The sequence below is a fragment of the Actinosynnema sp. NPDC059797 genome, from assembly GCF_042732085.1.
GTDB lineage: Bacteria > Actinomycetota > Actinomycetes > Mycobacteriales > Pseudonocardiaceae > Actinosynnema.
This window is the reverse complement of sequence record NZ_JBHWIE010000017.1, coordinates 36386-57709: the sequence shown is the minus strand read 5'-3', so window position 1 is coordinate 57709 and position 21324 is coordinate 36386. Positions and strand designations below refer to the sequence as shown.

The window sequence follows — 21324 nt, the reverse complement described above, 5'->3', positions numbered from 1 at the left end:
ACGAGCTGGTTGGGTGCGTAGACGCTGAAGCGTCGGCATTGGCCGCAGGGGCGACCGTTGGGAAGCTTCCACACGTTGGGAGCACCACGCCGACTTGACGCGCGTCCCCCGAGCACAGATACCCTTGACATGACCGGAACCCCTTGTGTGTCAACAAAAGTGCGCAAGATGCCGGTCGGTGTGTCGTCGGGAAACAGGCTCAGCCCGCCAAGACTCGGGCCTGCTTCCCGACGATCCACACCAACCGGTAGGAACCGTCTTCGGTTGTTACCGCCACGCCGTCAGCGCGACGCGGTCACCAGTTCTCCTCGACCTCGAACAGGTCGTCGAACTCCATCGGCACGAGCGCCTTCAAGGCCCCGCTGATGAACGCCCGTCCGGGCTGCAGCTGGCCGGTGCGGACCCGGGTCACCGTGGACCGGTTGAGCCCCATCGCCCGCGCCAGCGCGTAGTCGGACCTGAACCCGGCCAGCTCCACGACCCGGCCGAACTTCTCGGTCCGAAGCCGGACCCAGTACTGACTGCTTCCGACCCGCGTATCAATGGAGGCCGTCCAGTCGAGCTGGGGCAGCGGCTCCTGCGCGCTACTCACCCGCCGCCTCCTCACCACCGGTGACCTCGGCTTCCAGAGCGCGGCCGATCTCCTCACCCTTGTCACGCTCGCGCTTGGCCCAGTACAGCGCCTCGTGGTGGTGCCCTCGGTCGATCTCCGCGACTTGCGCGTACACCTCGGCCGACACCCGGTAAAACGCCTGCCACCGCGACAGCGAGGCATCCGGCGCGGGCATCACCTTCCCCAACGCCTCGTGCGCGTCCTTCAACGTCGTGGCCGCCCGAGCCACCGCCCACCGATCGGGCCGCTTCGGCTGCGCCATCACTGCTCACCTCCCTCAACAGGCACGTGCAGGTGATGACCACCCGCCGCCTGCCCACCGGCCGCGACACGTTCGTTCAAGTCGGCCTGGTGGTCGAAGGTCTCGGCCGCGTGCAGCGCCGCCGCCTTGGCCCACCACGGCGTGCTGTCCAGCGCCGCGAGCTGCCGCCACAACCACGCCACCCGCCGATACGTCGGCGCGATCCGACCGGCCGCCTGTGGGTCGTCGGCCGCGACGTAGCGGTTGGCCTCGTGCGCGTCGGTGTAGGCCCGATACGCGGCCTGCCACTGCACGACCAAGTGCTGAAGATCGGACACCGGGTCACGCGGCCTTGGCGTCGGCGCCGCCGTTGGGCTTGGCCCCACCCGGAGCCGAACCCGCCGACCTGCCGGCCGCCCGGAACCCGGTCGCGCGGAAGACATACGACTGGTACTTGAACTCACCGTTACCGGCCACGCGCGGCTCAGCGGTCAGCCCGTCCAGCTCGATCGGCCGCATCCCCGGCAGCACTTCACCGGTGGTCGGCACCGGCTGCACGTCGGCGAGCAAGGTGATCTCGAAGCTCTGGCGCTTGGCGTTGGGCTCGTGCGGGTCGGTGACGGTGGCCTTCCACTGCCGCTTGCCGGTGCCCTCGTCCACGCGCTGACGCACCGGCCGACCGGCCGCCCTCTCGTCACGCGTCTGGTACTCGGTGTCCGGCCGGACCTCCCCGATCATCACCAGGCCCTGGGGGAAGGCGTCATCGAACGAGATGGGGAACCGGAACCCCTTGCTGATCGCCATCGGTCGTTGCTCCTCTGACTGGGGCCGCTCTTGTGCGGCGTGCCCACCCAGATTCGGTGGCCATTAGTCCCGTCCCAGGTCCGCCGGTGTCTCACCTGCCGCATCTGGGGCGCGTGTCGGACTCAAGTTGTCTCGTCTTGGTCTCGTCTTACTGCTAGCCTCGACTGATCGCACCAAGCGGGGGAGGCCACATGGCCACAGAGACAACGCTGTTGAGGGTGCTGCTGCGCCAACGCCACATGCAGGGCTACCGCACCTTCTGCAAGGAGTACGACCGCATCGCCAGGCAGCTCGACACCGACCTGATCGGCCGCTACCCGAGCAAGGCCCAGTTCTACCGCTGGCTCTCCGGCGACCTGCTCGGCCTGCCCTACGCCGACCACTGCCGCATCCTGGAGAAGATGTTCCCCGGCTGGACCGCCGAACAGCTCCTGGCCCCACACGAGGGCGACACCGACAGCCTCATCACGCCGCCACAACGCACCGCGGCTTCCGCCCAGCCCGTACCTCGGCCGGTCCAGATGCCCCAGCAGACCCGGTTGGCCGACGTGACCGCCGTCTACGTCAGCCGCACCGAGTTCCTGCACAACATGCCCCCACGCGCCCTGTTCGAAGGCGCGAAGACGATCGACATCGCCGGCCTGTCGCTCAACGTGCTCTGCCAGCAGTACTCCGACAAAGCCCTGCTGGACTCCATCGAGACCGGCACCGTCATCAAGGCCCTGTTCCTCGACCCCGAGGGTCGGCACACCACCGCCCGCGAGCACGAAGAAGGACTGCCCGAAGGGCACCTCTCCATGCTCACCCGCCTCAACATCGAGGCCCTCAGGCGGGTCGGAGCAAAGGTCTCCCCGCAGGCGCGCGGCCAACTCCACATCCGCGTCTATGACGAGCCCATCCGCTACAACATCCTCATCACCGACCAGGCTAAGTGCGTGGTCCAGCCCTACTTGCCCGATGCCCGAGGCGTCGAGTCCCCTACGCTCGTGATCGAGAAGGACGACGCGGTACCGGGCCTGTTCGCCACCTTCTCGCAGGTGTTCGACTCCATGTGGGACCGCGCGAAGGAGACCGAGTGATGCGACCGCTCGACGAGCTGGCCGAGATCGCACAGAAGGCCGTGAGCATCGGCAACGATTTGATTAAGCGTACTCGCCCACAGACCATCACCGAGAAATCCGACCGCGACACCTACACCGATGTCGACGTACGGATTGAGCGGAACATACGTACCTACCTGGCCGAAGTCACGCCTGAGATCGGCTTTATGGGCGAGGAGGAAGGATCTAGCAGCCAAGCTGTCGACAGCGAGCACTTCTGGGCGCTTGACCCGATCGATGGCACCTCGAACTTTGTGCACGGCGTGCCACTCTGCGGTGTGTCCCTCGGGCTCATGCAAGGTGACCGCGCGGTGGTGGCTGCGATCGTTCTCCCTTACCTGGATCTGCACTACTTCGCTGCTTACGGGCAAGGCGCGTACGTCAACGGGACGAAAATCCAAGCCAGCGAAACCGCCGAACTGTCGAAGGCCATGGTCGCCATCGGCGATTATGCAGTTGGCGAAGACGCAGAGCGTGAAAACGGTCAACGTATCGCGCTTACGGCAGCACTAGCCGCCAAGGTTGAACGCATCCGCATGTTTGGATCGGCAGCGCACGACTTGGTGTGGCTTGCGGAAGGCCGCATCGATGGTGTCCTAATTTTGTCCAATAAAACTTACGATATCGCTGCAGGCGTTTTGATTGCTCGCGAAGCAGGAGCTTCGGTAAGTGACAGCGATGGCAGTGAGCACACCTCAACCTCGTTGCACACAATCGCCGCTACGCCAAATATCGTCCAATCTCTGCTTGATGTTGTCCAGTCAAGCGTTAAGTAATCCACACGTCTAAATACAGAATGAGACATGTATGCAGGTGCACACTAGTGGAGAACAACGCTAATCTGCCCTATAAAAAGAGTCGATAGTTCTCCTTACTTTGTGCTGGCTCGCCTGGAGCGCAATTAGCCGAGCATTCTCTTCCCTTAATGCCTCGTCGATCTCGACTAGGGTGTTCAACTCGGCAGCCCCACCAACTCTTTGCGCCTTCTTTTTTTCAGATGACAACTCGAGGAGTCGCACTTCTTCCCGCTTTAGTCTCCTTTCGAGATCTCTGATATCCGCGATTACAGCGCTTGCCGAACCTGCTTCACGTTTAGCACCCAATCGCTCGTGAGCAGACTTCAGTTTCGTTACCAATACGTCACGGAGAGCTTTAGAGCGATCATATTCGTCAACAAGCTCTTCTTCGTCGGAGAAAACGTTAGAATTTTGCGCCGCTTTGTATGTGAGCTGATCGATGCGGTTTACAGTGATGGCAATCTCACGCTGAATATCGCGTTCGGCATCTTCAAGATTAATTATCCTCTCCAAAACGTCGTCGTTCGACAAGTCCGAACGCTCATTAACATCTTTACTGGTCTCGCGCACTTCATCGACGACTTCTGACGAGAGAGTGCCCTCTGTGAGGGAGGATAGCTTTTCCAGAAAGTTCTCAGGAGAATACATGTAGAACAGCCTTTGAGTTTCCTTATAAAACTCTTCTCTGAGCTCTGGACGGGGACCCAACGTCTGTCGTCCTACTGCCTCATTTCTAACAATCCACCACCAGTCCTCTTTGGCGTCATCTGTAATAAAAAGGACATCGGAGTTGCCCTTCTTTGAATAATCGATAATCTGACGCCAGATCAAGTAGTCGCCATACTTGCGATCCCCCTCCTTGTTGCGGTCCATGTAACCGGGTGGTGTATTAGAATCGTATCTTCCATCAGCCATGGAGCGTATTTCTTGCATTTCGGTGTCCGAGTAAGGACTGCCAACATTGTTGCCGTACAGAATGGCCAGACGTTCTACGATAGGGTCTTGCCGAACGGTGATACCGTAGGATTGCGCGCGCTTCTCGCGTTGCGCTCGTAGTTCATCGCGAGCTTGGCCCACAGCTTTCGTCAATTTACTCTCAAGATCCTCTACAGAGATAAAGGCATTTCTTCGAAGTGGCCCCAACTTTCCTTTGATAGAGTTTGTAATATCGTCAAGGATTTTCTCTATAGAATCTTCCACTCCAAGCTGTTCAGATATCCTTTCCACTCGGTTGGCATGAAACTCTACGCCAACCCTGTGAGGCATCCACAATCTATCTTTAACTTGTTCGAGTGCGCCAAAAAATTCCTCCCGCGCTTTAGGGGAGTATCGATACAAATTCAATAATGCATTCGTGTCGAGTATTACAATGCCTTCAGCCCAAAGTCGGTCTAGCTCGCTGTCGGTCAGACGATAGTGGCCGTAGAAGGCGTCTCTCATCATGCGATCTTATGCCGAACTTCGCTCTAAAGCATCAAGGCGCGCCGCCTGCGGCGTCGCGCGGCAAGGGTCCAATGCACGTTGGCACCGACTCCCCCGCATCACGGCACGCCGGGCTCCCGCTTCGCTCCGCCCGTCGGCCGTGCGCGGAGTCGGTGCACGTGGCCGGAGGGCGGCGCACCAGCACGAGGGCCAGAACCGTAAGCAGCTCGGGAGCGACACCGGTCGGGACGATCGCGCGGTCACGCGGCTCGGTCGGGCTGGGTACGGCGATCGACTGCCGCGACGGCTGCGCCGTCTTGCCATCGAGAAGGTCAACCGGCGACAAGCACCAGGCCCGAGACGCACGACGGGCGCTGTCCTTGACGCGTCATCCGCATCAAGGGTAGCGCCCGTGTAGTGATCAATTTTCAGGCCGTCACCAGGCCGTACAACGTCGGGCGATCACGAGAACCGCCGAGAACTAACGAGAGAGTTCGCGCTGGTCAGGGACGTATGACGTCCGAAGAGGATTGGTCAGCCAGAACAGCACTCAGAAGATCTCGTTCTGGTAGGCGGCGAACTGACCGGTCATCTCGTACCCCATCCTCGCTCGGGCCGTCCACGTCGTCGGTCTGCGGGTCATGCTCGTGCCCCTCCGCGCCGCCCGCAAGTAATCGGTTGCCCCGCGCCCCGCCCCGGTTAGGCTCCGGCCGATGGCCGAGAACGCGCTGACCGCGATGGGACAAGCCTGGGAAGACCAGGCGCGGAACTGGATCGACTGGGTGCGCAGGCCCGGGTTCGACTCGTACTGGCGCTACCGCGACGCGTTCTTCGAGCTGGTGCCGGACGCCGGGCGGGCGACGCTCGACCTCGGCTGCGGCGAGGGCCGCGTGTCCCGCGACCTGGTCGGGCGGGGGCACCTGGTCACCGGCATCGACGCCTCGCCCACGCTCCTGGAGGCGGCGCGACAGGCCCACCCCGAGGGGCGGTACCTGGCGGCCGACTCGGCGGACCTCCCCTTCCCCGACCACAGCTTCGACCTGGTCATCGCCTACAACGTGCTGATGGACGTCGACGACCTGCCGGGCACCGTCGCCGAGGTCGGCCGGGTGCTCGAACCGGGCGGCCGGCTCTGCCTGTCGATCACCCACCCGATCACGAACACCGGCAGCCGCCGGGACGGGGTGTTCGTCCTCGACCGGCCGTACTTCGGGCGCCACCGCTTCGAGGAGGAGGTGGAGCGGGACGGGATGCGGATGCGGTTCTCGGGGTGGAACCACCCGCTGAGCGCCTACACCGGGGCCATGGAGGACGCCGGTCTGCTCGTCGAGGCCCTCCGGGAGCCCCGGGTCGGCGAGGACCCCGTCCCGTGGCACCTGTGGATCAGGGCGGTGCGCCCGCGTTCGTGACGGCTCGCGGAGGGGGCACGCGGAGGGGGCACGCGCCGGCGACGCGTGCCCCCGCGCTCACTTCCGCTCCTGCAGCACGATCGCCACCGGCGCCGCCGTCAGCACCGTCGACGCCGTGCCGGCCACCAGGCCGATCAGCAGCGCCGTGGCGAAGTCGGCCAGCGAGCCGTCGCCCAGGAACAGCAGGGCGGCCAGCACGAACAGCACGCCGATGCCCGTGTTGACGGTCCGCGGCAGGGTCTGGAGCACCGCCGAGCTCATCACCTCGGTGAACCGCCCGCCGGCGCGGCGCAGCTCGCGCACCCGGTCGAACACCACCACCGAGTCGTTGACCGAGTAGCCGATGACGGTCAGCAGGGCGGCCAGGAACACCGCGTCCGCCGTCTTCCCCAGCCACGCGAACGCGCCCACCAGCACGACCACGTCGGCCACCAGCGCGACCACCGTGGCCAGCCCGAGCCGCCAGTCGAAGCGGTAGGCCAGGTAGCCGAGCTGCGCCGCCACGGCGACGGCCAGGGCGACGAGCGCGTTGCGCCGCAGCTCGTCGCCCAGGCTGGGGCCGATCAGCTCGTTGCTGAGCTGCTCCGCGCCGCCGGTCGCCCGGTCGACCGCCTCGCCGACCCGCACCGCGGCGGCCGAGTCGATCGGGCCGGTGCGGACGGACAGGCCGTCGCCGGAGGTGACCACGACCGCGTCGCCGAAGCCGGCCGACGCGAGTTCCGCGCGCACGCGCCCCACGTCCGCCGACGCCGCGGTGAACTCCATCGCCCGGCCGCCGGTGAACTCGACGCCCAGCTCCAGGCCCCGGGCGACCAGGCCGGCCAGCGCCACCAGGAGCACCCCGGCGGCGGCGAACAGCCAGCGGCGGGGGTTCCGGTACAGCCGGAGGCCGCGCGCGGTCAGCCACGTGCGGACCCGGCCGAGCGAGTGCAGGCCGCTCCACCGCGGCTTCCGCTCCAGCAGCGGCATCGCCAGGTCCAGCAGCACGCGGGTCAGCACTAGGGCGCTGAACAGCGACGCCAGCACGCCGACGGACAGCGTGACGCCGAATCCCTTGACCGGGCCGGTGGCCAGCCAGAACAGCAGGCCGGCGGCGAGCAGGGTGGTGACGTTCGAGTCGGCCACCGCGCTCAGCGCGCCGCGGAAGCCCTGGTCCACCGACCGCGGCAGGCGCTTGCGCCGCGCGAACTCCTCCCGCGAGCGCTCGAACACCAGCACGTTGGCGTCCACCGCCATGCCGATCGCCAGCACGAAACCGGCCAGGCCGGGCAGGGTGAGCGTCGCGCCGATCGCCAGCAGCGCCGCGTACGACAGGGCCGCGTAGCCGACCAGTGCGAGCACCGCCACCAGGCCGGCCAGCCGGTAGGCGAACACCAGGAACAGGCCGGTCAGGGCGACGCCGATGACCGCCGCCCGCGCGCTGGCCTCGATCGCCTCCGCGCCGAGCGTCGGCCCGACGGTCCGCTGCTCGACGACCTCCACCGGCACCGGCAGCGCGCCGGACCTGATCACCAGGGCCAGCTCCTCGGCCTCGGCCTGGGAGAACTGGCCGGTGATCTGGGTGCTGCCGCCGATCATGCCGGTGCCGCACGGCACCGTTGCGTCGATCTGCGGCGCGGACACCACCTCGTCGTCGAGCACGAACGCGACCCGCCGCTTCGGGTCGCCGGGCGGCGAGCACGCCGCCTCGGCCGTGACGCGCTGCCAGGCGGACGGCGCGTCACCCCGGAAGTCGACGCCGACGACGTAGCCGACGCCCTGCGCGTTGGGCGTGGCGCGGGCGCCGTCGATGCCCTCGCCGGTGAGCACGACCTCGCCGAGGGCGACCGAGTCGCCGGCGGGCGTGGGCACGTCGCCCGGTCCCGTGACGGGCCGGACCTGGAGCTGGGCGGTGCGGCCGAGCACCTCGATGGCCTCGGTCGGGTCTTGGAGGCCGGGCAGTTCGACCACGATCCGGTGATCTCCGGAGCGGGCCAGGACGGGTTCGGTGACGCCGAGCTCGTCGACGCGGCGGCGCAGCACCTCCATCGCCCGGTCGGTGGCGTCGGAGGTGGCCTCGGCCGGTGTCTCCAACACGATCTGGGTCCCGCCGCGCAGGTCGAGGCCGAGGCGCGGTTGGACGGTGAGCAGGGTGAACGCGGACGCGGCGAGCACACCGAGGGACAGCAGCCCTCGGACGAGCAGTGCCCGCCGCGCGCTGGGGCGCGGCATGGGTGGGAGACCTCCGGGTGAGGTGAACGGGTGGGTTCAGCTACCGGGGGTCGTGGGCGGGGCGCGTTCGCCGAGGGGCGCCTGGCCGGTCCGCTCGGGACGGCGGTGGGTGGGGTCGACGACGTCGGCGCGCACGGCGGGCGCGGGCGTGGCGTGCACGGGCGGCTGGACGCCGTCCAGCGGCTGCCCGAGGTGGCCCGCCTGCTGCACCGGGTGCGTCGGGGTGCCGCGGGTGGTGGCGCCGGCGGGCTGGGTGCCCTCCACGGTGGAGGACACGGCGACCGCGTCGGAGACGGGCTGGGTGGGGTGGGCGACGACGACGAAGCCGGCGATCAACGCCAGCACCGCGAACAGCACGCGCCGGGTCATCCGCCCTCCTTCCCCGCGGCCCAGGCTACCGGCCGCCACCCAGGACGACGACGGCTCCGCCGACCAGCGCGCAGAGCCAGGCGAGCACCAGGGGCTGCGTCGTGCCCGCCCCGAGCAGGAGCGCGACCGACCACCCGGACAGCACCACCAGGGCCGGCCCGAACGCCGCCACCACGACGGCGACCAGCGGCCGGCTGCGGGGCAGCCGGAGCAGCGCGCGACGGGTCCCGCCGCGGGCGGCCAGCAGCGGCCGCGCCACCACGGCGAGGCAGGCCGCGACCAGCGCGGCGGAGAACCACCCGAGCGTCGGCGTCGGCCGGGGCAGCGCCGCGAGCATCAGCACCGGCCCGCCCGCGACCAGCAGCGCGGCCAGCCGGGACAGCGCGGGCCACGCCAGGGCGTGCGCGGCGACCAGGGCGTCGGCGGACGGCGCGGTCACGGGCGCGCCGCCGCGCTTGCGGCGCACCGTGGCGAGGTTGGCGCGCACGTCGTCGGCGTCGGGGTCGAGCCGCAGGGCGGTGCGGTAGGCGCGTTCGGCCGTGCCCCAGTCGCGCAGGCGCAGGGCGGCGTCGCCGAGCACCTGGTAGGCGCGAGCCTCGGTGGGCGCCAGCCTGGTCGCCTCGCGGGCCACCTCGACCGCCTCCCGGCCACCCCCGCCCGCGTCATCCCCGCCCGCGTCACGGCCGCCCGCGTCGGCGGCGAGGGCCTCGGCGAGCACGACCTGGCACCGCCAGTCGCCGGGCCGGCGGCGCACGCACTCACGCGCGGCGACCAGCGCCTCGGCGTGGCGGCCCAGCTCGGTCAGCGCCAGGGAGGTCAGCCGCTGCGCCCACGCCGGGTCGCCACCCAGCACCAGGGCGCGCTTCGCCGCGTCGAGCGCCGGGTCGGGTTCGCCCGCGTCGAGGTGCGCCGCGGCGAGCCGGCACCACGCCTCGGCGTGCAGCGGGTTCGCGGCGAGGGCCGGGCGGAGCAGCTCGATCGCCTGGTGCGGCAGGCCGCGCGCGGCGAGGTCGGCGGCCCGCAGGACGACCGCGGCGATCGACTCGGACATGGTCGAGAGTGTCGCAGCGTTCGACCGCCCTGCCTACGTGCGCCCGCGCCCTCCCGCGCGGGGGTGGCGGGCTCCCCCGTACCCGGCCCGCCACCCCCGCGGTGACGGGGCTGCCCCCTGCTCAGTCCCGTCACCAGGTCCACAAGTCCGATCGCACCATCGTCCTTGTCAAGAAGTTCTCGACTCAGAACATACGGTCAGTCCCGTTCCGAGTCAATACGTTCTTGTTCAAGAATATCTCGTGACCGGGCGTATGATCCCTGACATGGACCTCGTCGCCCAAGCCGCCTGCGCCAAGCAGGTCAGCCTGAACTGGCTGCTGCACCGCGCGGCGCAGAAGCTGGGCGCGGCCATGCGGGAGGCGGCCACCCGGCACGGCCTCACCGCGCGCGGGCAACTGGTGCTCACCGCGCTGTGCCAGGAGGACTTCCGGCGCACGCAGCTCGCCCTCGGCCAGGAGCTGGCCCTGGACAAGACCACGCTCACCGCCGAGCTGGACCGGCTGGAGCGGGCCGGCCTGGTCGTGCGCGAGCCCGACCCGCACGACCGGCGGGTGCGCGTGCCGGTGATCACCGACCGGGGCCGCGCCGTGCAGGGCGAGGTGGAACGGCTGCACCAGCAGGTCGAGCGCGAGTTCACCTCGGGGCTGGAACCGGCCCAGTGCCGCGACCTGCAGGTGATCCTGGAGCGCCTGATCGCCTCCTGCGAGGGCCCGGACAGCGGCTCCTGCCTCTAGCCCGGACCGTCACGCTCCGTGTCGGCGAGCTGTCAATTTCCACCTTCGAGTGACCCGGGCGACGGCCACGTGCGAGGCTATGACCGGCTCGGCAGGTTGCCGGCGGTTTTTCCGTCACGGCGCCAACCCCCACGCGTCCCCCTACCGCGGGCGCTCGGGTTGGTCCGAGCGCGCGTGTCGAGACAGCTGGAGGTCAGGGGCCCGTGGGCACACCCAAGGAGTGGCAGATCACCTGCCGGGACATCGCGTCCCGTCGTCGTGACATGACCGTTTTCGTCAGCCAGGGCCACGTGGTGGTGACCGTGCCGCCGGGCGAGGCCGCGGTGCTGACGCCACTGGAGGTTGGACGCCTGCGCGCGGCCCTGCGCGACGCCGTGGTGGACGCGTCCGGCGCGCCGGACAGCTGAACGCGCGCGTCCCGAATTTCCCCGGCCCTCTTCCTACTCGCGGGTAGGTAATGCCAGTATCGGGTCCGTGGGCACCTACTCCGTCACCCTGACCCCGTCCGCCCTCCCCGCCGTGCGAGCGGTCCGGTGAAGCGGGTCGTGGGCGCGCTGCGCGCGTTGGCGACGCTGGTGCGCACCGGCGTGGTGCGGCCGATGGCGCCGGGCCGGCTGCTCGGCGTGCTGGACGCCTACCTGCGCTGGGACCTCACCCTGGCGTTCGGCTACGCGACCGGCGCGGCCAGGCACCCCGACCGGCCCGCGATCGTGGACGACGCGGGCGAGCTGACCTTCGCGCAGGTCGACGAGCGCACCACCCGCCTCGCGCACGGCCTGCGCGACCTGGGCGTCGGCGCCGGCTCGAAGGTCGCCGTGCTGTGCCGCAACCACCGCGGGTTCGTGGAGACCGTGGTCGCCTGCGTGAAGGTCGGCGCGCACGCCGTGCTGCTGAACACCGGCCTGAGCGCGGGCCAGGTCGCGACCGTGCTGCGGGAGCAGGACGTGTCCGTGGTCGTCGCCGACACCGAGTTCCGCGACCTGCTGGCCCACGCGCCGCGCAAGGTCCGCCGGGTCATGGCCTGGGTCGAGGGCGCCACGAAGAGCCGCACGCTGGAGCAGCTGATCGCGGGCTCCCCCGCCACGCCACTGCCCTCCCGGCCGCCGCGCGGCAGGCTGGTCGTGCTGACCTCCGGCACCACCGGCGCGCCCAAGGGCGCCAAGCGGCCCGAGCCGGCGAGCCTCGTGCCCGCCGCCGCGCTGCTGTCGCGCATCCCGCTCAAGGCGGGCGACCGGTTCTGCGTGCCCGCGCCGCTGTTCCACACCTGGGGCCTGGCGGCGTTCCAGCTCGCCCTCGTGCTGGGCGCGACCCTGGTGCTGCGGCGCCGGTTCGACCCCGCGCTCGTGCTCGCCGACGCCCGCGACCACCGCTGCGACGCGCTGTTCGCCGTCCCCGTCATGCTCCAGCGCGCCCTGGAGGCGCCCGACCGGCCGCACCTGCCGGACCTGCGGGTCATCGCCTCCAGCGGCTCGGCGCTGCCGCCGCCGGTCGCCCGCCGCTGCCTGGCCGAGTTCGGCCCGGTCCTCTACAACCTCTACGGCTCCACCGAGGTGTCGTGGGTGAGCATCGCCCGGCCCGACGAGCTGGCCCGGCACCCCGACACGGCGGGCCGCCCGCCGCACGGCACCCGGCTGGCGATCCTCGACGAGCGGGGCGAACCCGTGCCGCCCGGCGCGACCGGCCGCATCTTCGTCGCCAACGACATGCTGTTCGACGGCTACACCGACGGCGGCGGCAAGGAGGTCCGCGACGGCCTGATGGCGACCGGCGACGTGGGCCGCCGCGACGCCGACGGCCTGCTGTTCGTGGCGGGCCGGGACGACGAGATGATCGTCTCCGGCGGCGAGAACGTCTACCCGCGCGAGGTCGAGGACCTGCTGGCCGCCCTGCCCGGCGTGCGCGAGGTGGCCGTGGTCGGCGTGCCGGACGAGCGGTTCGGCCAGCGGCTGGCCGCCTACGTGGTGCGCGAGGAGCCGGGCGCGCTGGACGAGGACGCGGTGCGCGACCACGTCCGCGACAACCTGGCGAAGTTCTCCGTGCCCCGCGAGGTGGTGTTCCTCGACGCGCTGCCGCGCAACGCCACCGGGAAGGTGCTCAAGCGCGAACTGGGGTGACGCGGCGGCCGGGGACCGCCGGACCTGACCGAGTCACCTCGGGACCGCCCGCTCGTTGTGCGACGGAGGTGGGGCGTCCGCGACGATCAAGGCGCCCGCTTCGCGGGTGTCGGCCGGTTGACGTGAGACGGAAGTGGGTGGTGACCAGCGTGACCCCGGTGTGCCATGCTCCGCTTGGACGCTTCCCCCGCGTTCACCGCGGACCTCGTCCGGCTGCCTACCCTGCCGACAAGCCGCTGCGATCGAACGGAGTTCGATGATGTTCGTGCACCCCCTGCGCAGAACCCTGGCCGCGCTGGCCGTGCTCGCCGGCCTCACCGCGTTCGTCGGTGCGCCCGCGGCGACCGCCGCCGAGGAAGGGACCTTCACGGCCCGCGTCTTCCAGGCGCCGTACGCGCCCCAGCCCTGACGCGCGCTCAAGGCCGGGCTCGCGCACGCGCGGGCCCGGCCTTGAGGCACAGTGGGTCAGGTGAGCAGCGAAGTCCTGCGCCTGCGCGCGCCGCGGCACCAGGTGAGCCGCAAGTCGATCACCCTGTGGACCCTGCACGCCCTCATCGGATGGGCGGTGCTGCTCGTGCCGCAGCTGGTCGTGCTGATCTTCGTCCGGTCGCCGTGGCAGCTGACCGCCGCGGTGGCGACCCTGGTGCTCGGCACCGCGCACACCGTGGTCATGCCGCGCTGGCGCTACCGGGTCCACCGCTGGGAGGCCACCCCCGACGCGGTCTACACGCTGGCCGGCTGGCTGAACCAGGAGTGGCGCATCGCGCCCGTCTCGCGCATCCAGACCGTGGACACCAAGCGCGGTCCGCTCCAGCAGCTGCTCGGCCTGTCCACGGTGACCGTCACCACCGCGTCGGCCGCGGGCCCGGTGCACATCGAGGGCCTGGACCACGCCGACGCCGTGCGGCTGGCCGACGAGCTGACCACGACCACCCAGGCCACGCCGGGTGATGCCACGTGACCCCGGCCGGGCTGCCCGCGGACCTGCCCGCCGCGCCCGAGTACGTCGAGCCGGTCGTCGACTGGCACCGGCTGGACGTGCGCATGATCGTCGTGCGGCCGCTCAACGAGCTGGTGGGCCTCGTGCCGGTGTTCGTCGGCCTGCTGGTGCTGGGCCGCGGCGAGGCGTGGCGGCTGGCGACCAGCGCCGGCGTGGTCGTGGCGATCGTGCTGTTCGGCCTGCTGCGCTGGGTCACCACGCGGTACCGGATCACCACCGAGCAGGTGGAGCTGCGCACCGGGCTGCTGGTGCGCAAGCACCTGGCGGTGCCGCGCGACCGCGTCCGCACCGTGGACCTCACCGCGAAGCTCGGGCACCGGCTGTTCGGCCTGTCCGCGATCCGGGTCGGCACCGGGCAGCGCGACCAGCCCGGTGAGGACGGCCTGACGCTGGACGCGGTGTCGTCGGCCGAGGCGGAGCGGCTGCGGGTGCTGCTGCTGACCACCGCGCGGTCCGACGCGCCCGCCGCGGGCGCGGACGCGGGCGCCGACGCGGACGAGCGGCCCGGCGAGGTGCTGTCCGAATGGGACACCCGCTGGCTGCGGTACGCGCCGCTGACGCTGTCGGGCCTGGTGGCAGCCGGCGCGCTGTTCGGCTTCGTGGTGAACTTCACGCGCGAGCTGGACCTGGAGGTGCTCGGCCCGCTGACCGACGCCGCGCACTGGGTGGTGGACCGGCCGCTGTGGCTGACCGCCGCGCTGTTCACCGGCGTGGTGCTGGTGGTCGCGGTGGTGGGCTCGGTGCTGGTGTACGTGGTGCAGTTCTGGGGCTACCGGCTGACCAGGGAGCCCGACGACACGGTCCGGGTCCGGCGCGGCCTGCTCACCACGCGCTCGGTTTCCGTTGCGGAGCAACGACTCCGCGGCGTCGAGCTGGTGGAGCCGCTGCTGCTGCGGGCGGGTCGGGGCGCGCACGCGAAGGCGGTGACGACCGGTCTGGGCCGCAAGGGCGAGAGCAACCTGCTGCTGCCCGCCGCGCCGGTGGCCGAGGCGCACCGGGTGGCCGCGGCGGTGCTGCGCCCGGGTCCCCCGCCGACGCTGGCGCCGCTGCGCCGCCACCCCGCGGCCGCGCTGCGCCGCCGGCTGGTGCGCGCCGTGGTGCCGCTGCTGGTGGTGGCGGCCGGGCTGGCGTGGTGGGCGCCGCCCTGGACGTGGCAGGTGGTGCTGGCGCTGGTGCCGTTCTCGGCGGCGCTGGGCTGGGACCGCTACCGCGCCCTGGGCCACGCGCTGACCGACCGCTACCTGGTGGCGCGTGGCGGCTCCGTGATCCGGGAGACCGCGGCGCTCCAGCGCACCGGCATCATCGGCTGGCGCGTGTCCCGCTCGTTCTTCCAGCGCCGCGCGGGCCTGGTCACCGTCACCGCCACGACCGCCGCCGGCGACGGCGCGTACTCCGTGGTGGACGTGGCCGAGGCCGACGGCCTGGCGCTGGCCGACGCGGCGGTGCCCGACCTGCTGCGGCCGTTCCTGGAGCGGTCCGATCAGACCGCCGAGCGGAACGTGGTGCGGTAGACGCTGGGCGGCACGCCGAGGGCCGCGCTCATCTGCTGCCGCAGCGCGGTGGCCGTGCCGAAGCCCGCGTGCCTGGCCACCAGGTCGACGGTCAGGTCCGTGGTCTCCAGCAGGTGGCGCGCCCGCTCGACGCGCTGCTGGTACAGCCACTTGACGGCGCTCATCCCGGTCTCCTCGTGGAACCGGCGGGTGAACGTGCGCACGCTCATCCGGGCGTGGTCGGCCAGCACCTTCAGGCTCAGCGGCTCGTCCAGGTGCTCCAGCGCCCACGCGCGGGTGGGCGCGGTGGAGGTGTCGCCCTGCTCGGGCACGGGGCGGACGATGTACTGGGACTGCCCGCCGGCCCGCCACGGCGGCACGACGCAGCGGCGCGCGGCCATGTTCGCGATGCGGCTGCCGTGGTCGTTGCGCACCACGTGCAGGCACAGGTCGATGCCCGCGCCGACGCCCGCCGAGGTCAGCACGTCGCCCTCGTCGACGAACAGCACGTCCGGGTCGAGGTCCACGGCCGGGAACAGGCGGCGGAAGTTCTCGGCGTGGCCCCAGTGCGTGGTGGCGCGGCGGCCGTCCAGCAGGCCCGCGGCGGCCAGCGCGAACGCGCCCGTGCAGATGGACACGATCCGCGCGCCCCGGGCCGCCGCCGCGCGCAGGGCGTCGCGCACGGGCGCTTCGAGGACGCCGCGCTCCAGCAGCTCGGGCTGGTGCACGCCGGCCACGACGACCGTGTCCGCCTCGGCCAGCACCTCCAGGCCGTGGTCCGGGGTGACGGTGAACCCGGCCGAGCTGCGGACCGGCCGGCCGCCGGGCGTGCACACCCGGACCCGGTAGAACCGCCGCTCGTCCTCGTCCCGCGCCGCGTTGAAGATCTGCGGCGGGGTGCCCAGGTCGAACCCCACGACTTCGTCCAGCGCCAGCACGGCGACCAGGTGGCGACGATCCATGGCCAGATCCTTGCACATATTGGCTATCGGGCCACTGTTCGATCTTCACCCCGCCCTGGAGGCTTCGTCGCGTGATGCGAAGCAAGCAGAACTGGGCATGGGTGGTCGCGGGCGTGGCGTTCACCGCGCTCGTCGGCGCGGCCGCGTTCCGGGCGGCGCCGGGCGCGCTGGTCGAACCCCTCCGGCGGGAGTTCGGCTGGTCCACCGGCACCATCGGGTTCGCCGTGTCGGTCAACCTCGTGCTGTACGGCCTGACCGCGCCGTTCGCCGCCGCCCTGATGGAGCGCTTCGGCGTGCGCCGCGTGGTGGCGGTCGCGCTGGCGCTGGTCTCCGTCGGCAGCGGCCTGACCGTCTTCATGACCACGACCTGGCAGCTCGTGCTGCTCTGGGGCGTGCTGGTGGGCCTGGGCACGGGCTCGATGGCGCTGTCGTTCGTCGCCGTCCTCACCGGCCGGTGGTTCGTCAAGCACCGCGGCCTGGTCACCGGCGTGCTCACGGCGGGCGGCGCGACCGGCCAACTGGTGTTCCTGCCCGCGGTGGCCGCGCTGGCGGAGTCCTCGGGCTGGCGCTCGGCGTCGGTGCTGGTGTCGGTCGCGGCGCTGGCCGTGGTGCCGCTGGTGCTGCTGTTCCTGCGCGAGCACCCCGCCGACGTGGGCACGACGCCGTACGGCGGCACCGCGGTGGCGCCCGCGCCGCCCGCCGCGCCCGGCAGCGCCCGCCGGGCCCTGGGCGCGCTGCGCGACGCCGCCCGCACCGGCCCGTTCTGGTACCTGGCCGCGGGTTTCGCCATCTGCGGCGCCACCACCAACGGCCTGGTCGGCACGCACTTCATCCCCGCCGCCCACGACCACGGCATGCCCACCACCACCGCCGCGGGGCTGCTCGCCCTGGTCGGGATCTTCGACATCGCCGGCACCGTGCTGTCCGGCTGGCTGACCGACCACGTCGACCCGCGGGTGCTGCTGGCCGTGTACTACGCGCTGCGCGGCGCGTCGCTGCTGGTGCTGCCGCAGCTGTTCCAGGACTCCGTGCACCCGTCGATGCTGGTGTTCATCATCTTCTACGGCCTCGATTGGGTGGCGACCGTGCCGCCGACGGTCGCCCTGTGCCGCGAGGTGTTCGGCCCGGCCGCCCCGATCGTGTTCGGCTGGGTCTTCGCCTCGCACCAGCTCGGCGCCGCCGTCGCCGCCACGGCGGCGGGCCTGGCCCGGGACCACTTCGGCGACTACGCGCCCGCCTGGTACGCCGCCGGGCTGCTCAGCGCCACCGCCGCGGTCCTGTCGACCAGGGTGCGGTCCCGGCGGCGTGATGAGATCGGTAACGACCTCGTGCCGGAGCCGGCGGGTGCGCGGGTGCCGGGCGACTAGGCTTGCGCTGGTGATGGATCGCCTGGTGTGGATCGACTGCGAGATGACCGGACTCGACCTCGGCAAGGACGCCCTGATCGAGATCGCGGCGCTGGTGACCGACGCGGAGCTGAACGTGCTCGGCGAGGGGGTCGACGTGGTGATCCACGCCGACGACACCGCGCTCGACTCGATGCCGGACGTCGTGGTGCAGATGCACGCCAGGTCGGGGCTCACCGAGGAGGTGCGCCGGTCCACCGTGACGCTGGCCGACGCCGAGGCGCGGGTGCTGGCCTACATCAAGGAGTGGGTGCCCGACCCGCGCACCGCGCCGCTCGCGGGCAACTCCATCGCCACCGACCGCGGGTTCATCGCCCGCGACATGCCGGAGCTGGACGCCCACCTGCACTACCGGATGGTCGACGTGTCGTCGATCAAGGAGCTGTGCCGGCGCTGGTACCCGCGCATCTACTACGCGCAGCCGGGGAAGGGCCTCGCGCACCGAGCGCTCGCCGACGTGCGCGAGTCGATCCGCGAGCTGGCGTACTACCGGCGCACCGCGTTCGTGCCGCAACCGGGCCCGACCTCGGAGCAGGCGCAGGCCGTCGCCGGTGAGCTGCTGGCCGCCGACCGCGTGGAATAGGGTCGATTTCAGACCCGGCGGCATGGCACTGTATGCTTCATGCCGCCGGGTCAACCGGTCTTGGTGGGTGTAGCTCAGCTGGCAGAGCACTGGGTTGTGATCCCAGGTGTCGCGGGTTCAAGTCCCGTCACTCACCCCAAGCGGAACGCCCCCCGACTCCGGTCGGGGGGCGTCTTCTTTTGCGCGTCCGCAGGCGTTTCTCCGGGGAGGTTGTCGTGAGCGCCACACTCGTGGCCAAGGGCCTGGCCGCCGGGCACGGCGACCGCGTGCTGTTCTCCGGGCTGGACCTCGTCGTCGCGCCCGGCGACGTGATCGGCCTGGTCGGGGTGAACGGCGCGGGGAAGTCGACGCTCCTCCGCACCCTGGCCGGGCTGCTGCCCGCCGAGGAGGGTGTGATCCGCCTCTCACCCACGACGGCGACCGTGGGGCACCTGCCGCAGGAACCCGAACGCCGCCCCGGCGAGACGGTGCGCGGGTTCCTGGCCCGACGCACGGGCGTGGCGGCCGCGCAGGCCGAGCTGGACCGGGCCACCGAGGCGCTGGCCGCCGGCGCCGACGAGGGCTACTCCGAGGCGCTGGAGCGGTGGCTCGCGCTCGGCGGCGCCGACCTGGACGAGCGGTCCGAGGAGGTGGCGGCCGACCTCGGCCTGGACGTGTCGCTGGACCAGCCGATGACCTCGCTGTCCGGCGGGCAGGCGGCGCGGGCGGGCATGGCGTCGCTGCTGCTGAGCCGGTACGACGTGTTCCTGCTCGACGAGCCGACCAACGACCTGGACCTGGACGGCCTGGAGCGGCTGGAGCGGTTCGTGTCCGGGCTGCGGGCGGGGACCGTGCTGGTGTCGCACGACCGGGAGTTCCTGGCGCGCACCGTGACCCGGGTCGTCGAGCTGGACCTGGCGCAGCAGCAGGTGCGCTCCTACGGCGGCGGCTACGAGTCGTACCTGGAGGAGCGGGAGATCGCCCGCCGGCACGCCCGCGAGGACTACGAGGAGTACGCCGGCACGCGCGCTTCGCTGGAGGAGCGCGCCCGGTCGCAGCGGGCGTGGATGGAGAAGGGCGTCAAGAACGCCCGGCGCAAGGCGTCCGACAACGACAAGATCGGCCGCAAGTTCCGCAGCGAGGCGACCGAGAAGCAGGCGGCCAAGGCCCGGCAGACGGAGCGGCTGATCGAGCGGCTGGAGGTCGTCGAGGAGCCCCGCAAGGAGTGGGAGCTGCGGATGGAGATCGCCGCGGCGCCGCGCTCGGGCGACGTGGTGGCCGTGCTGCGGTCGGCCGTGGTGCGGCGCGGCGGCTTCGCGCTGGGCCCGGTGGACCTCCAGGTGGACTGGGCCGACCGGGTCGCGATCACCGGGGCGAACGGCTCGGGCAAGTCGACGCTGCTGGCCGCGCTGCTCGGGCGGGTGCCGCTGGAGTCGGGGTCGTCCTCGCTCGGCTCGGGCGTGGTGGTCGGCGAGATCGACCAGGCGCGCGGCCTGTTCCTGGGCGGGGAGGCGCTGGCGGACGCGTTCGAGGCGGCCGTGCCGGCGATGACGCCCGCGGACGTGCGGACGCTGCTGGCCAAGTTCGGGCTGAAGGCGGCGCACGTGCTGCGGCCCGCCGCGTCGCTGTCACCCGGCGAGCGGACGCGGGCGGCGCTGGCGCTGCTCCAGGCGCGCGGCGTGAACCTGCTGGTGCTCGACGAGCCGACCAACCACCTCGACCTGCCCGCGATCGAGCAGCTGGAGTCGGCGCTGGAGACCTACACGGGGACGTTGCTGCTGGTCACCCACGACCGGCGGATGCTGGACGCGGTGCGCACGACCCGCCGCCTGGAGGTGGCGGCGGGTCGCGTGACCGATCGCTAGCGGTTGCCCTTCACCCACTGGTCCCACGGGATCTGCCAGTCGCCGAAGCCGTCCCACGGCTGGAGCACCGGGCCGCCGGAGTTGGTGACGATCACGATGTCACCCTGCTTGGAGTTGTCGAACACCCACTTGGCGTTCTCGGGCGAGAGGTTCAGGCAGCCGTGGCTGACGTTGCGGTGCCCCTGGTCGCCCACCGACCACGGCGCGCTGTGGAAGAAGATGCCGCTGTTGGACATGCGGAACGCCCAGTCCACCGGGGTGACGTAGCCGCCGGCCTCCAGCGACAGGCCGTAGGTGCGGGAGTCCATCACCATGTGGGCGTGCTTCTCGGTGAGCACGTAGGTGCCCGTGGGGGTGGGGTTCTGGGCGTCGCCCATGGAGGTCGGCATGGTGCGCACGACCTGGCCGTTGACCTTCGTGACGACCTGGTGCGAGGCGCCGTCGGCCTCGTGGACGACCGCGTCGCCGATGGTGGTGGTGACGTGGCGGTCCTCTTCGCCGTAGATGCCGCCGCCGACGTGCTTGCCGTAGATCTTCGCGTCGATGGTGACCTTCGTGCCGGGGGTCCAGTAGTTCTGCGGCCGCCAGTGCACGGTCTTCTCGTCGAACCAGTAGAAGGCGCCCTCGACCTTGGGCTCCGTGGTGATGGAGATCATCGCCTCGGCCGCGGCCTTGTCGGCGATCGGCTCGTCGAAGTAGAAGGCCAGCGGCTGGCCGACGCCCACCGTGGAGCCGTCCAGCGGGTTGATGGAGAGGTAGGTCAGGGTGCGCGGCTTGACGGTGGTGAACGACGAGGTCCTGGTGACCGACTGCCCGTCGGCGCCCACGCCCGTCACCGCGAGGGTGTAGGTCTTGTCGTAGCCGAGCGGCTCGCTGTTGGTCCACTGGAGACCGTCGGGCGACACCTGCCCGGCGACGGCCTTGCCCTCGGGGTTGGTCAGCGCGACCTCGGTGATCTTGCCGTCCGTCGCCGTCGCCACCACGGGGACGCCGGGCGGCACGTCCACGGCCGCGTCGGCGGGCCCGGTGCTCAACGTCACGGGCTTGGGCGGCGGCGTCGACGAGGTGGAGGTCTCCTTGGGCCCGGAGGCCCCCGACGAGGCCGACCCCGACGAACACCCTGTGACCAACGTCGCAACCAGCCCGATCGCGACGACTCCCCAGGCCCCCCG

22 protein-coding genes and 1 tRNA gene are annotated in these 21324 nt (G+C 70.9%); 13 read left to right on the top strand and 10 right to left on the bottom strand.

All coding sequences use genetic code 11. The annotated features are described in order from the left end of the window. Nucleotides 1–295: 295 nt before the first annotated feature. From ACFV4N_RS08175 to ACFV4N_RS08160, 4 genes are read right to left on the bottom strand one after another with little or no spacing between them, the layout of a single operon-like run. Nucleotides 296–592, bottom strand: coding sequence for a transcriptional regulator (locus ACFV4N_RS08175; RefSeq protein ID WP_499671766.1), 297 nt, complete (start codon nucleotides 590–592; stop codon nucleotides 296–298). Next, the gene (locus tag ACFV4N_RS08170) at nucleotides 585–875 is read right to left on the bottom strand and encodes an AMED_5909 family protein (protein ID WP_499671765.1); all 291 of its coding nucleotides are present in this window, start codon (nucleotides 873–875) and stop codon (nucleotides 585–587) included. The genes ACFV4N_RS08175 and ACFV4N_RS08170 overlap by 8 nt, the downstream gene beginning before the upstream one ends. Continuing rightward, the gene (locus tag ACFV4N_RS08165) at nucleotides 875–1174 is read right to left on the bottom strand and encodes a hypothetical protein (protein WP_499671764.1); all 300 of its coding nucleotides are present in this window, start codon (nucleotides 1172–1174) and stop codon (nucleotides 875–877) included. The genes ACFV4N_RS08170 and ACFV4N_RS08165 overlap by 1 nt, the downstream gene beginning before the upstream one ends. A 22-nt stretch (nucleotides 1175–1196) precedes the next feature. Further along, nucleotides 1197–1658 carry a hypothetical protein gene (locus tag ACFV4N_RS08160; protein WP_499671763.1) on the bottom strand — a complete coding sequence of 154 codons (462 nt, stop codon included), beginning with the start codon at nucleotides 1656–1658 and terminating at the stop codon, nucleotides 1197–1199. Nucleotides 1659–1849: 191 nt separating this feature from the next. Here ACFV4N_RS08160 and ACFV4N_RS08155 point away from each other — a divergent pair, with 191 nt between their 5' ends. Next, nucleotides 1850–2737 carry a DUF5919 domain-containing protein gene (locus tag ACFV4N_RS08155; RefSeq protein WP_499671762.1) on the top strand — a complete coding sequence of 296 codons (888 nt, stop codon included), beginning with the start codon at nucleotides 1850–1852 and terminating at the stop codon, nucleotides 2735–2737. Next, a complete protein-coding gene (locus tag ACFV4N_RS08150) occupies nucleotides 2737–3534 on the top strand; it encodes an inositol monophosphatase family protein (RefSeq protein ID WP_499671779.1) in 798 nt (265 codons plus the stop codon). Before ACFV4N_RS08155 ends, ACFV4N_RS08150 begins: the two co-directional genes overlap by 1 nt. Before the next feature lie 60 nt (nucleotides 3535–3594). Here ACFV4N_RS08150 and ACFV4N_RS08145 read toward each other — a convergent pair whose 3' ends face one another. Then, entirely contained in the window at nucleotides 3595–4995 is a 1401-nt protein-coding gene (locus ACFV4N_RS08145; RefSeq protein WP_499671761.1) for a PIN domain-containing protein, read from the bottom strand. A gap of 695 nt (nucleotides 4996–5690) precedes the next feature. Here ACFV4N_RS08145 and ACFV4N_RS08140 point away from each other — a divergent pair. Further along, on the top strand, nucleotides 5691–6386 hold the full coding sequence (locus ACFV4N_RS08140) for a class I SAM-dependent methyltransferase (RefSeq protein ID WP_499671760.1): 696 nt from the start codon (nucleotides 5691–5693) through the stop codon (nucleotides 6384–6386). Nucleotides 6387–6443: 57 nt separating this feature from the next. Here ACFV4N_RS08140 and secD read toward each other — a convergent pair whose 3' ends face one another. From secD to ACFV4N_RS08125, 3 genes are read right to left on the bottom strand one after another with little or no spacing between them, the layout of a single operon-like run. Beyond that, entirely contained in the window at nucleotides 6444–8597 is a 2154-nt protein-coding gene (secD, locus tag ACFV4N_RS08135) for a protein translocase subunit SecD (RefSeq protein ID WP_499671759.1), read from the bottom strand. 36 nt (nucleotides 8598–8633) lie between these two features. Next, on the bottom strand, nucleotides 8634–8966 hold the full coding sequence (locus ACFV4N_RS08130) for a hypothetical protein (RefSeq protein WP_499671758.1): 333 nt from the start codon (nucleotides 8964–8966) through the stop codon (nucleotides 8634–8636). A gap of 25 nt (nucleotides 8967–8991) precedes the next feature. Beyond that, nucleotides 8992–10017 carry a tetratricopeptide repeat protein gene (locus ACFV4N_RS08125; protein WP_499671757.1) on the bottom strand — a complete coding sequence of 342 codons (1026 nt, stop codon included), beginning with the start codon at nucleotides 10015–10017 and terminating at the stop codon, nucleotides 8992–8994. Between the two features lie 265 nt (nucleotides 10018–10282). On the opposite strand from ACFV4N_RS08125, the gene ACFV4N_RS08120 reads away from it, so the two are divergent. The 6 genes from ACFV4N_RS08120 (at nucleotide 10283) to ACFV4N_RS08095 (ending at nucleotide 15378) form a co-directional block, all read left to right on the top strand. Then, the gene (locus tag ACFV4N_RS08120) at nucleotides 10283–10753 is read left to right on the top strand and encodes a MarR family winged helix-turn-helix transcriptional regulator (protein ID WP_499671756.1); all 471 of its coding nucleotides are present in this window, start codon (nucleotides 10283–10285) and stop codon (nucleotides 10751–10753) included. Nucleotides 10754–10956: 203 nt separating this feature from the next. After that, nucleotides 10957–11160, top strand: a complete 204-nt coding sequence (locus ACFV4N_RS08115; protein ID WP_499671755.1) for a hypothetical protein — start codon at nucleotides 10957–10959, stop codon at nucleotides 11158–11160. Between the two features lie 126 nt (nucleotides 11161–11286). Next, nucleotides 11287–12867 carry an AMP-binding protein gene (locus ACFV4N_RS08110; RefSeq protein WP_499671754.1) on the top strand — a complete coding sequence of 527 codons (1581 nt, stop codon included), beginning with the start codon at nucleotides 11287–11289 and terminating at the stop codon, nucleotides 12865–12867. A gap of 259 nt (nucleotides 12868–13126) precedes the next feature. Next, complete coding sequence (locus ACFV4N_RS08105) at nucleotides 13127–13276, top strand: hypothetical protein (RefSeq protein WP_499671753.1); 150 nt, start codon at nucleotides 13127–13129, stop codon at nucleotides 13274–13276. 60 nt (nucleotides 13277–13336) lie between these two features. Beyond that, nucleotides 13337–13828, top strand: a complete 492-nt coding sequence (locus ACFV4N_RS08100; RefSeq protein WP_499671752.1) for a PH domain-containing protein — start codon at nucleotides 13337–13339, stop codon at nucleotides 13826–13828. A gap of 83 nt (nucleotides 13829–13911) precedes the next feature. Next, nucleotides 13912–15378 (top strand): PH domain-containing protein, encoded by a 1467-nt coding sequence (locus ACFV4N_RS08095; protein WP_499671778.1) that lies wholly within the window; start codon nucleotides 13912–13914, stop codon nucleotides 15376–15378. On the opposite strand, the gene ACFV4N_RS08090 is transcribed toward ACFV4N_RS08095, so the two are convergent. Continuing rightward, the gene (locus ACFV4N_RS08090) at nucleotides 15348–16319 is read right to left on the bottom strand and encodes a GlxA family transcriptional regulator (protein WP_499671751.1); all 972 of its coding nucleotides are present in this window, start codon (nucleotides 16317–16319) and stop codon (nucleotides 15348–15350) included. The two genes, ACFV4N_RS08095 and ACFV4N_RS08090, sit on opposite strands and share 31 nt — an antisense overlap. Nucleotides 16320–16393: 74 nt before the next feature. On the opposite strand from ACFV4N_RS08090, the gene ACFV4N_RS08085 reads away from it, so the two are divergent. The 4 genes from ACFV4N_RS08085 (at nucleotide 16394) to ACFV4N_RS08070 (ending at nucleotide 20152) form a co-directional block, all read left to right on the top strand. After that, entirely contained in the window at nucleotides 16394–17686 is a 1293-nt protein-coding gene (locus tag ACFV4N_RS08085; protein ID WP_499671777.1) for an MFS transporter, read from the top strand. A gap of 10 nt (nucleotides 17687–17696) precedes the next feature. Further along, nucleotides 17697–18308 carry an oligoribonuclease gene (orn, locus tag ACFV4N_RS08080; RefSeq protein WP_499671750.1) on the top strand — a complete coding sequence of 204 codons (612 nt, stop codon included), beginning with the start codon at nucleotides 17697–17699 and terminating at the stop codon, nucleotides 18306–18308. Between the two features lie 63 nt (nucleotides 18309–18371). Then, a tRNA-His gene (locus ACFV4N_RS08075) sits at nucleotides 18372–18447 on the top strand. Between the two features lie 76 nt (nucleotides 18448–18523). Then, nucleotides 18524–20152, top strand: coding sequence for an ABC-F family ATP-binding cassette domain-containing protein (locus ACFV4N_RS08070; RefSeq protein ID WP_499671749.1), 1629 nt, complete (start codon nucleotides 18524–18526; stop codon nucleotides 20150–20152). Here ACFV4N_RS08070 and ACFV4N_RS08065 read toward each other — a convergent pair. Further along, nucleotides 20149–21192 (bottom strand): L,D-transpeptidase, encoded by a 1044-nt coding sequence (locus tag ACFV4N_RS08065; RefSeq protein WP_499671748.1) that lies wholly within the window; start codon nucleotides 21190–21192, stop codon nucleotides 20149–20151. The two genes, ACFV4N_RS08070 and ACFV4N_RS08065, sit on opposite strands and share 4 nt — an antisense overlap. Between the last annotated feature and the right edge of the window lie 132 nt (nucleotides 21193–21324).

Bases quoted from the DNA above. Each gene is read 5' to 3' on its own strand.
- ACFV4N_RS08170 (WP_499671765.1), bottom strand. From the start codon at position 875: ATGGCGCAGCCGAAGCGGCCCGATCGGTGGGCGGTGGCTCGGGCGGCC.
- ACFV4N_RS08160 (WP_499671763.1), bottom strand. From the start codon at position 1,658: ATGGCGATCAGCAAGGGGTTCCGGTTCCCCATCTCGTTCGATGACGCC.
- ACFV4N_RS08155 (WP_499671762.1), top strand. From the start codon at position 1,850: ATGGCCACAGAGACAACGCTGTTGAGGGTGCTGCTGCGCCAACGCCAC.
- ACFV4N_RS08150 (WP_499671779.1), top strand. From the start codon at position 2,737: ATGCGACCGCTCGACGAGCTGGCCGAGATCGCACAGAAGGCCGTGAGC.
- ACFV4N_RS08145 (WP_499671761.1), bottom strand. From the start codon at position 4,995: ATGAGAGACGCCTTCTACGGCCACTATCGTCTGACCGACAGCGAGCTA.
- ACFV4N_RS08140 (WP_499671760.1), top strand. From the start codon at position 5,691: ATGGCCGAGAACGCGCTGACCGCGATGGGACAAGCCTGGGAAGACCAG.
- secD (WP_499671759.1), bottom strand. From the start codon at position 8,597: ATGCCGCGCCCCAGCGCGCGGCGGGCACTGCTCGTCCGAGGGCTGCTG.
- ACFV4N_RS08130 (WP_499671758.1), bottom strand. From the start codon at position 8,966: ATGACCCGGCGCGTGCTGTTCGCGGTGCTGGCGTTGATCGCCGGCTTC.
- ACFV4N_RS08125 (WP_499671757.1), bottom strand. From the start codon at position 10,017: ATGTCCGAGTCGATCGCCGCGGTCGTCCTGCGGGCCGCCGACCTCGCC.
- ACFV4N_RS08120 (WP_499671756.1), top strand. From the start codon at position 10,283: ATGGACCTCGTCGCCCAAGCCGCCTGCGCCAAGCAGGTCAGCCTGAAC.
- ACFV4N_RS08105 (WP_499671753.1), top strand. From the start codon at position 13,127: ATGTTCGTGCACCCCCTGCGCAGAACCCTGGCCGCGCTGGCCGTGCTC.
- ACFV4N_RS08095 (WP_499671778.1), top strand. From the start codon at position 13,912: ATGATCGTCGTGCGGCCGCTCAACGAGCTGGTGGGCCTCGTGCCGGTG.
- ACFV4N_RS08090 (WP_499671751.1), bottom strand. From the start codon at position 16,319: ATGGATCGTCGCCACCTGGTCGCCGTGCTGGCGCTGGACGAAGTCGTG.
- ACFV4N_RS08085 (WP_499671777.1), top strand. From the start codon at position 16,394: ATGCGAAGCAAGCAGAACTGGGCATGGGTGGTCGCGGGCGTGGCGTTC.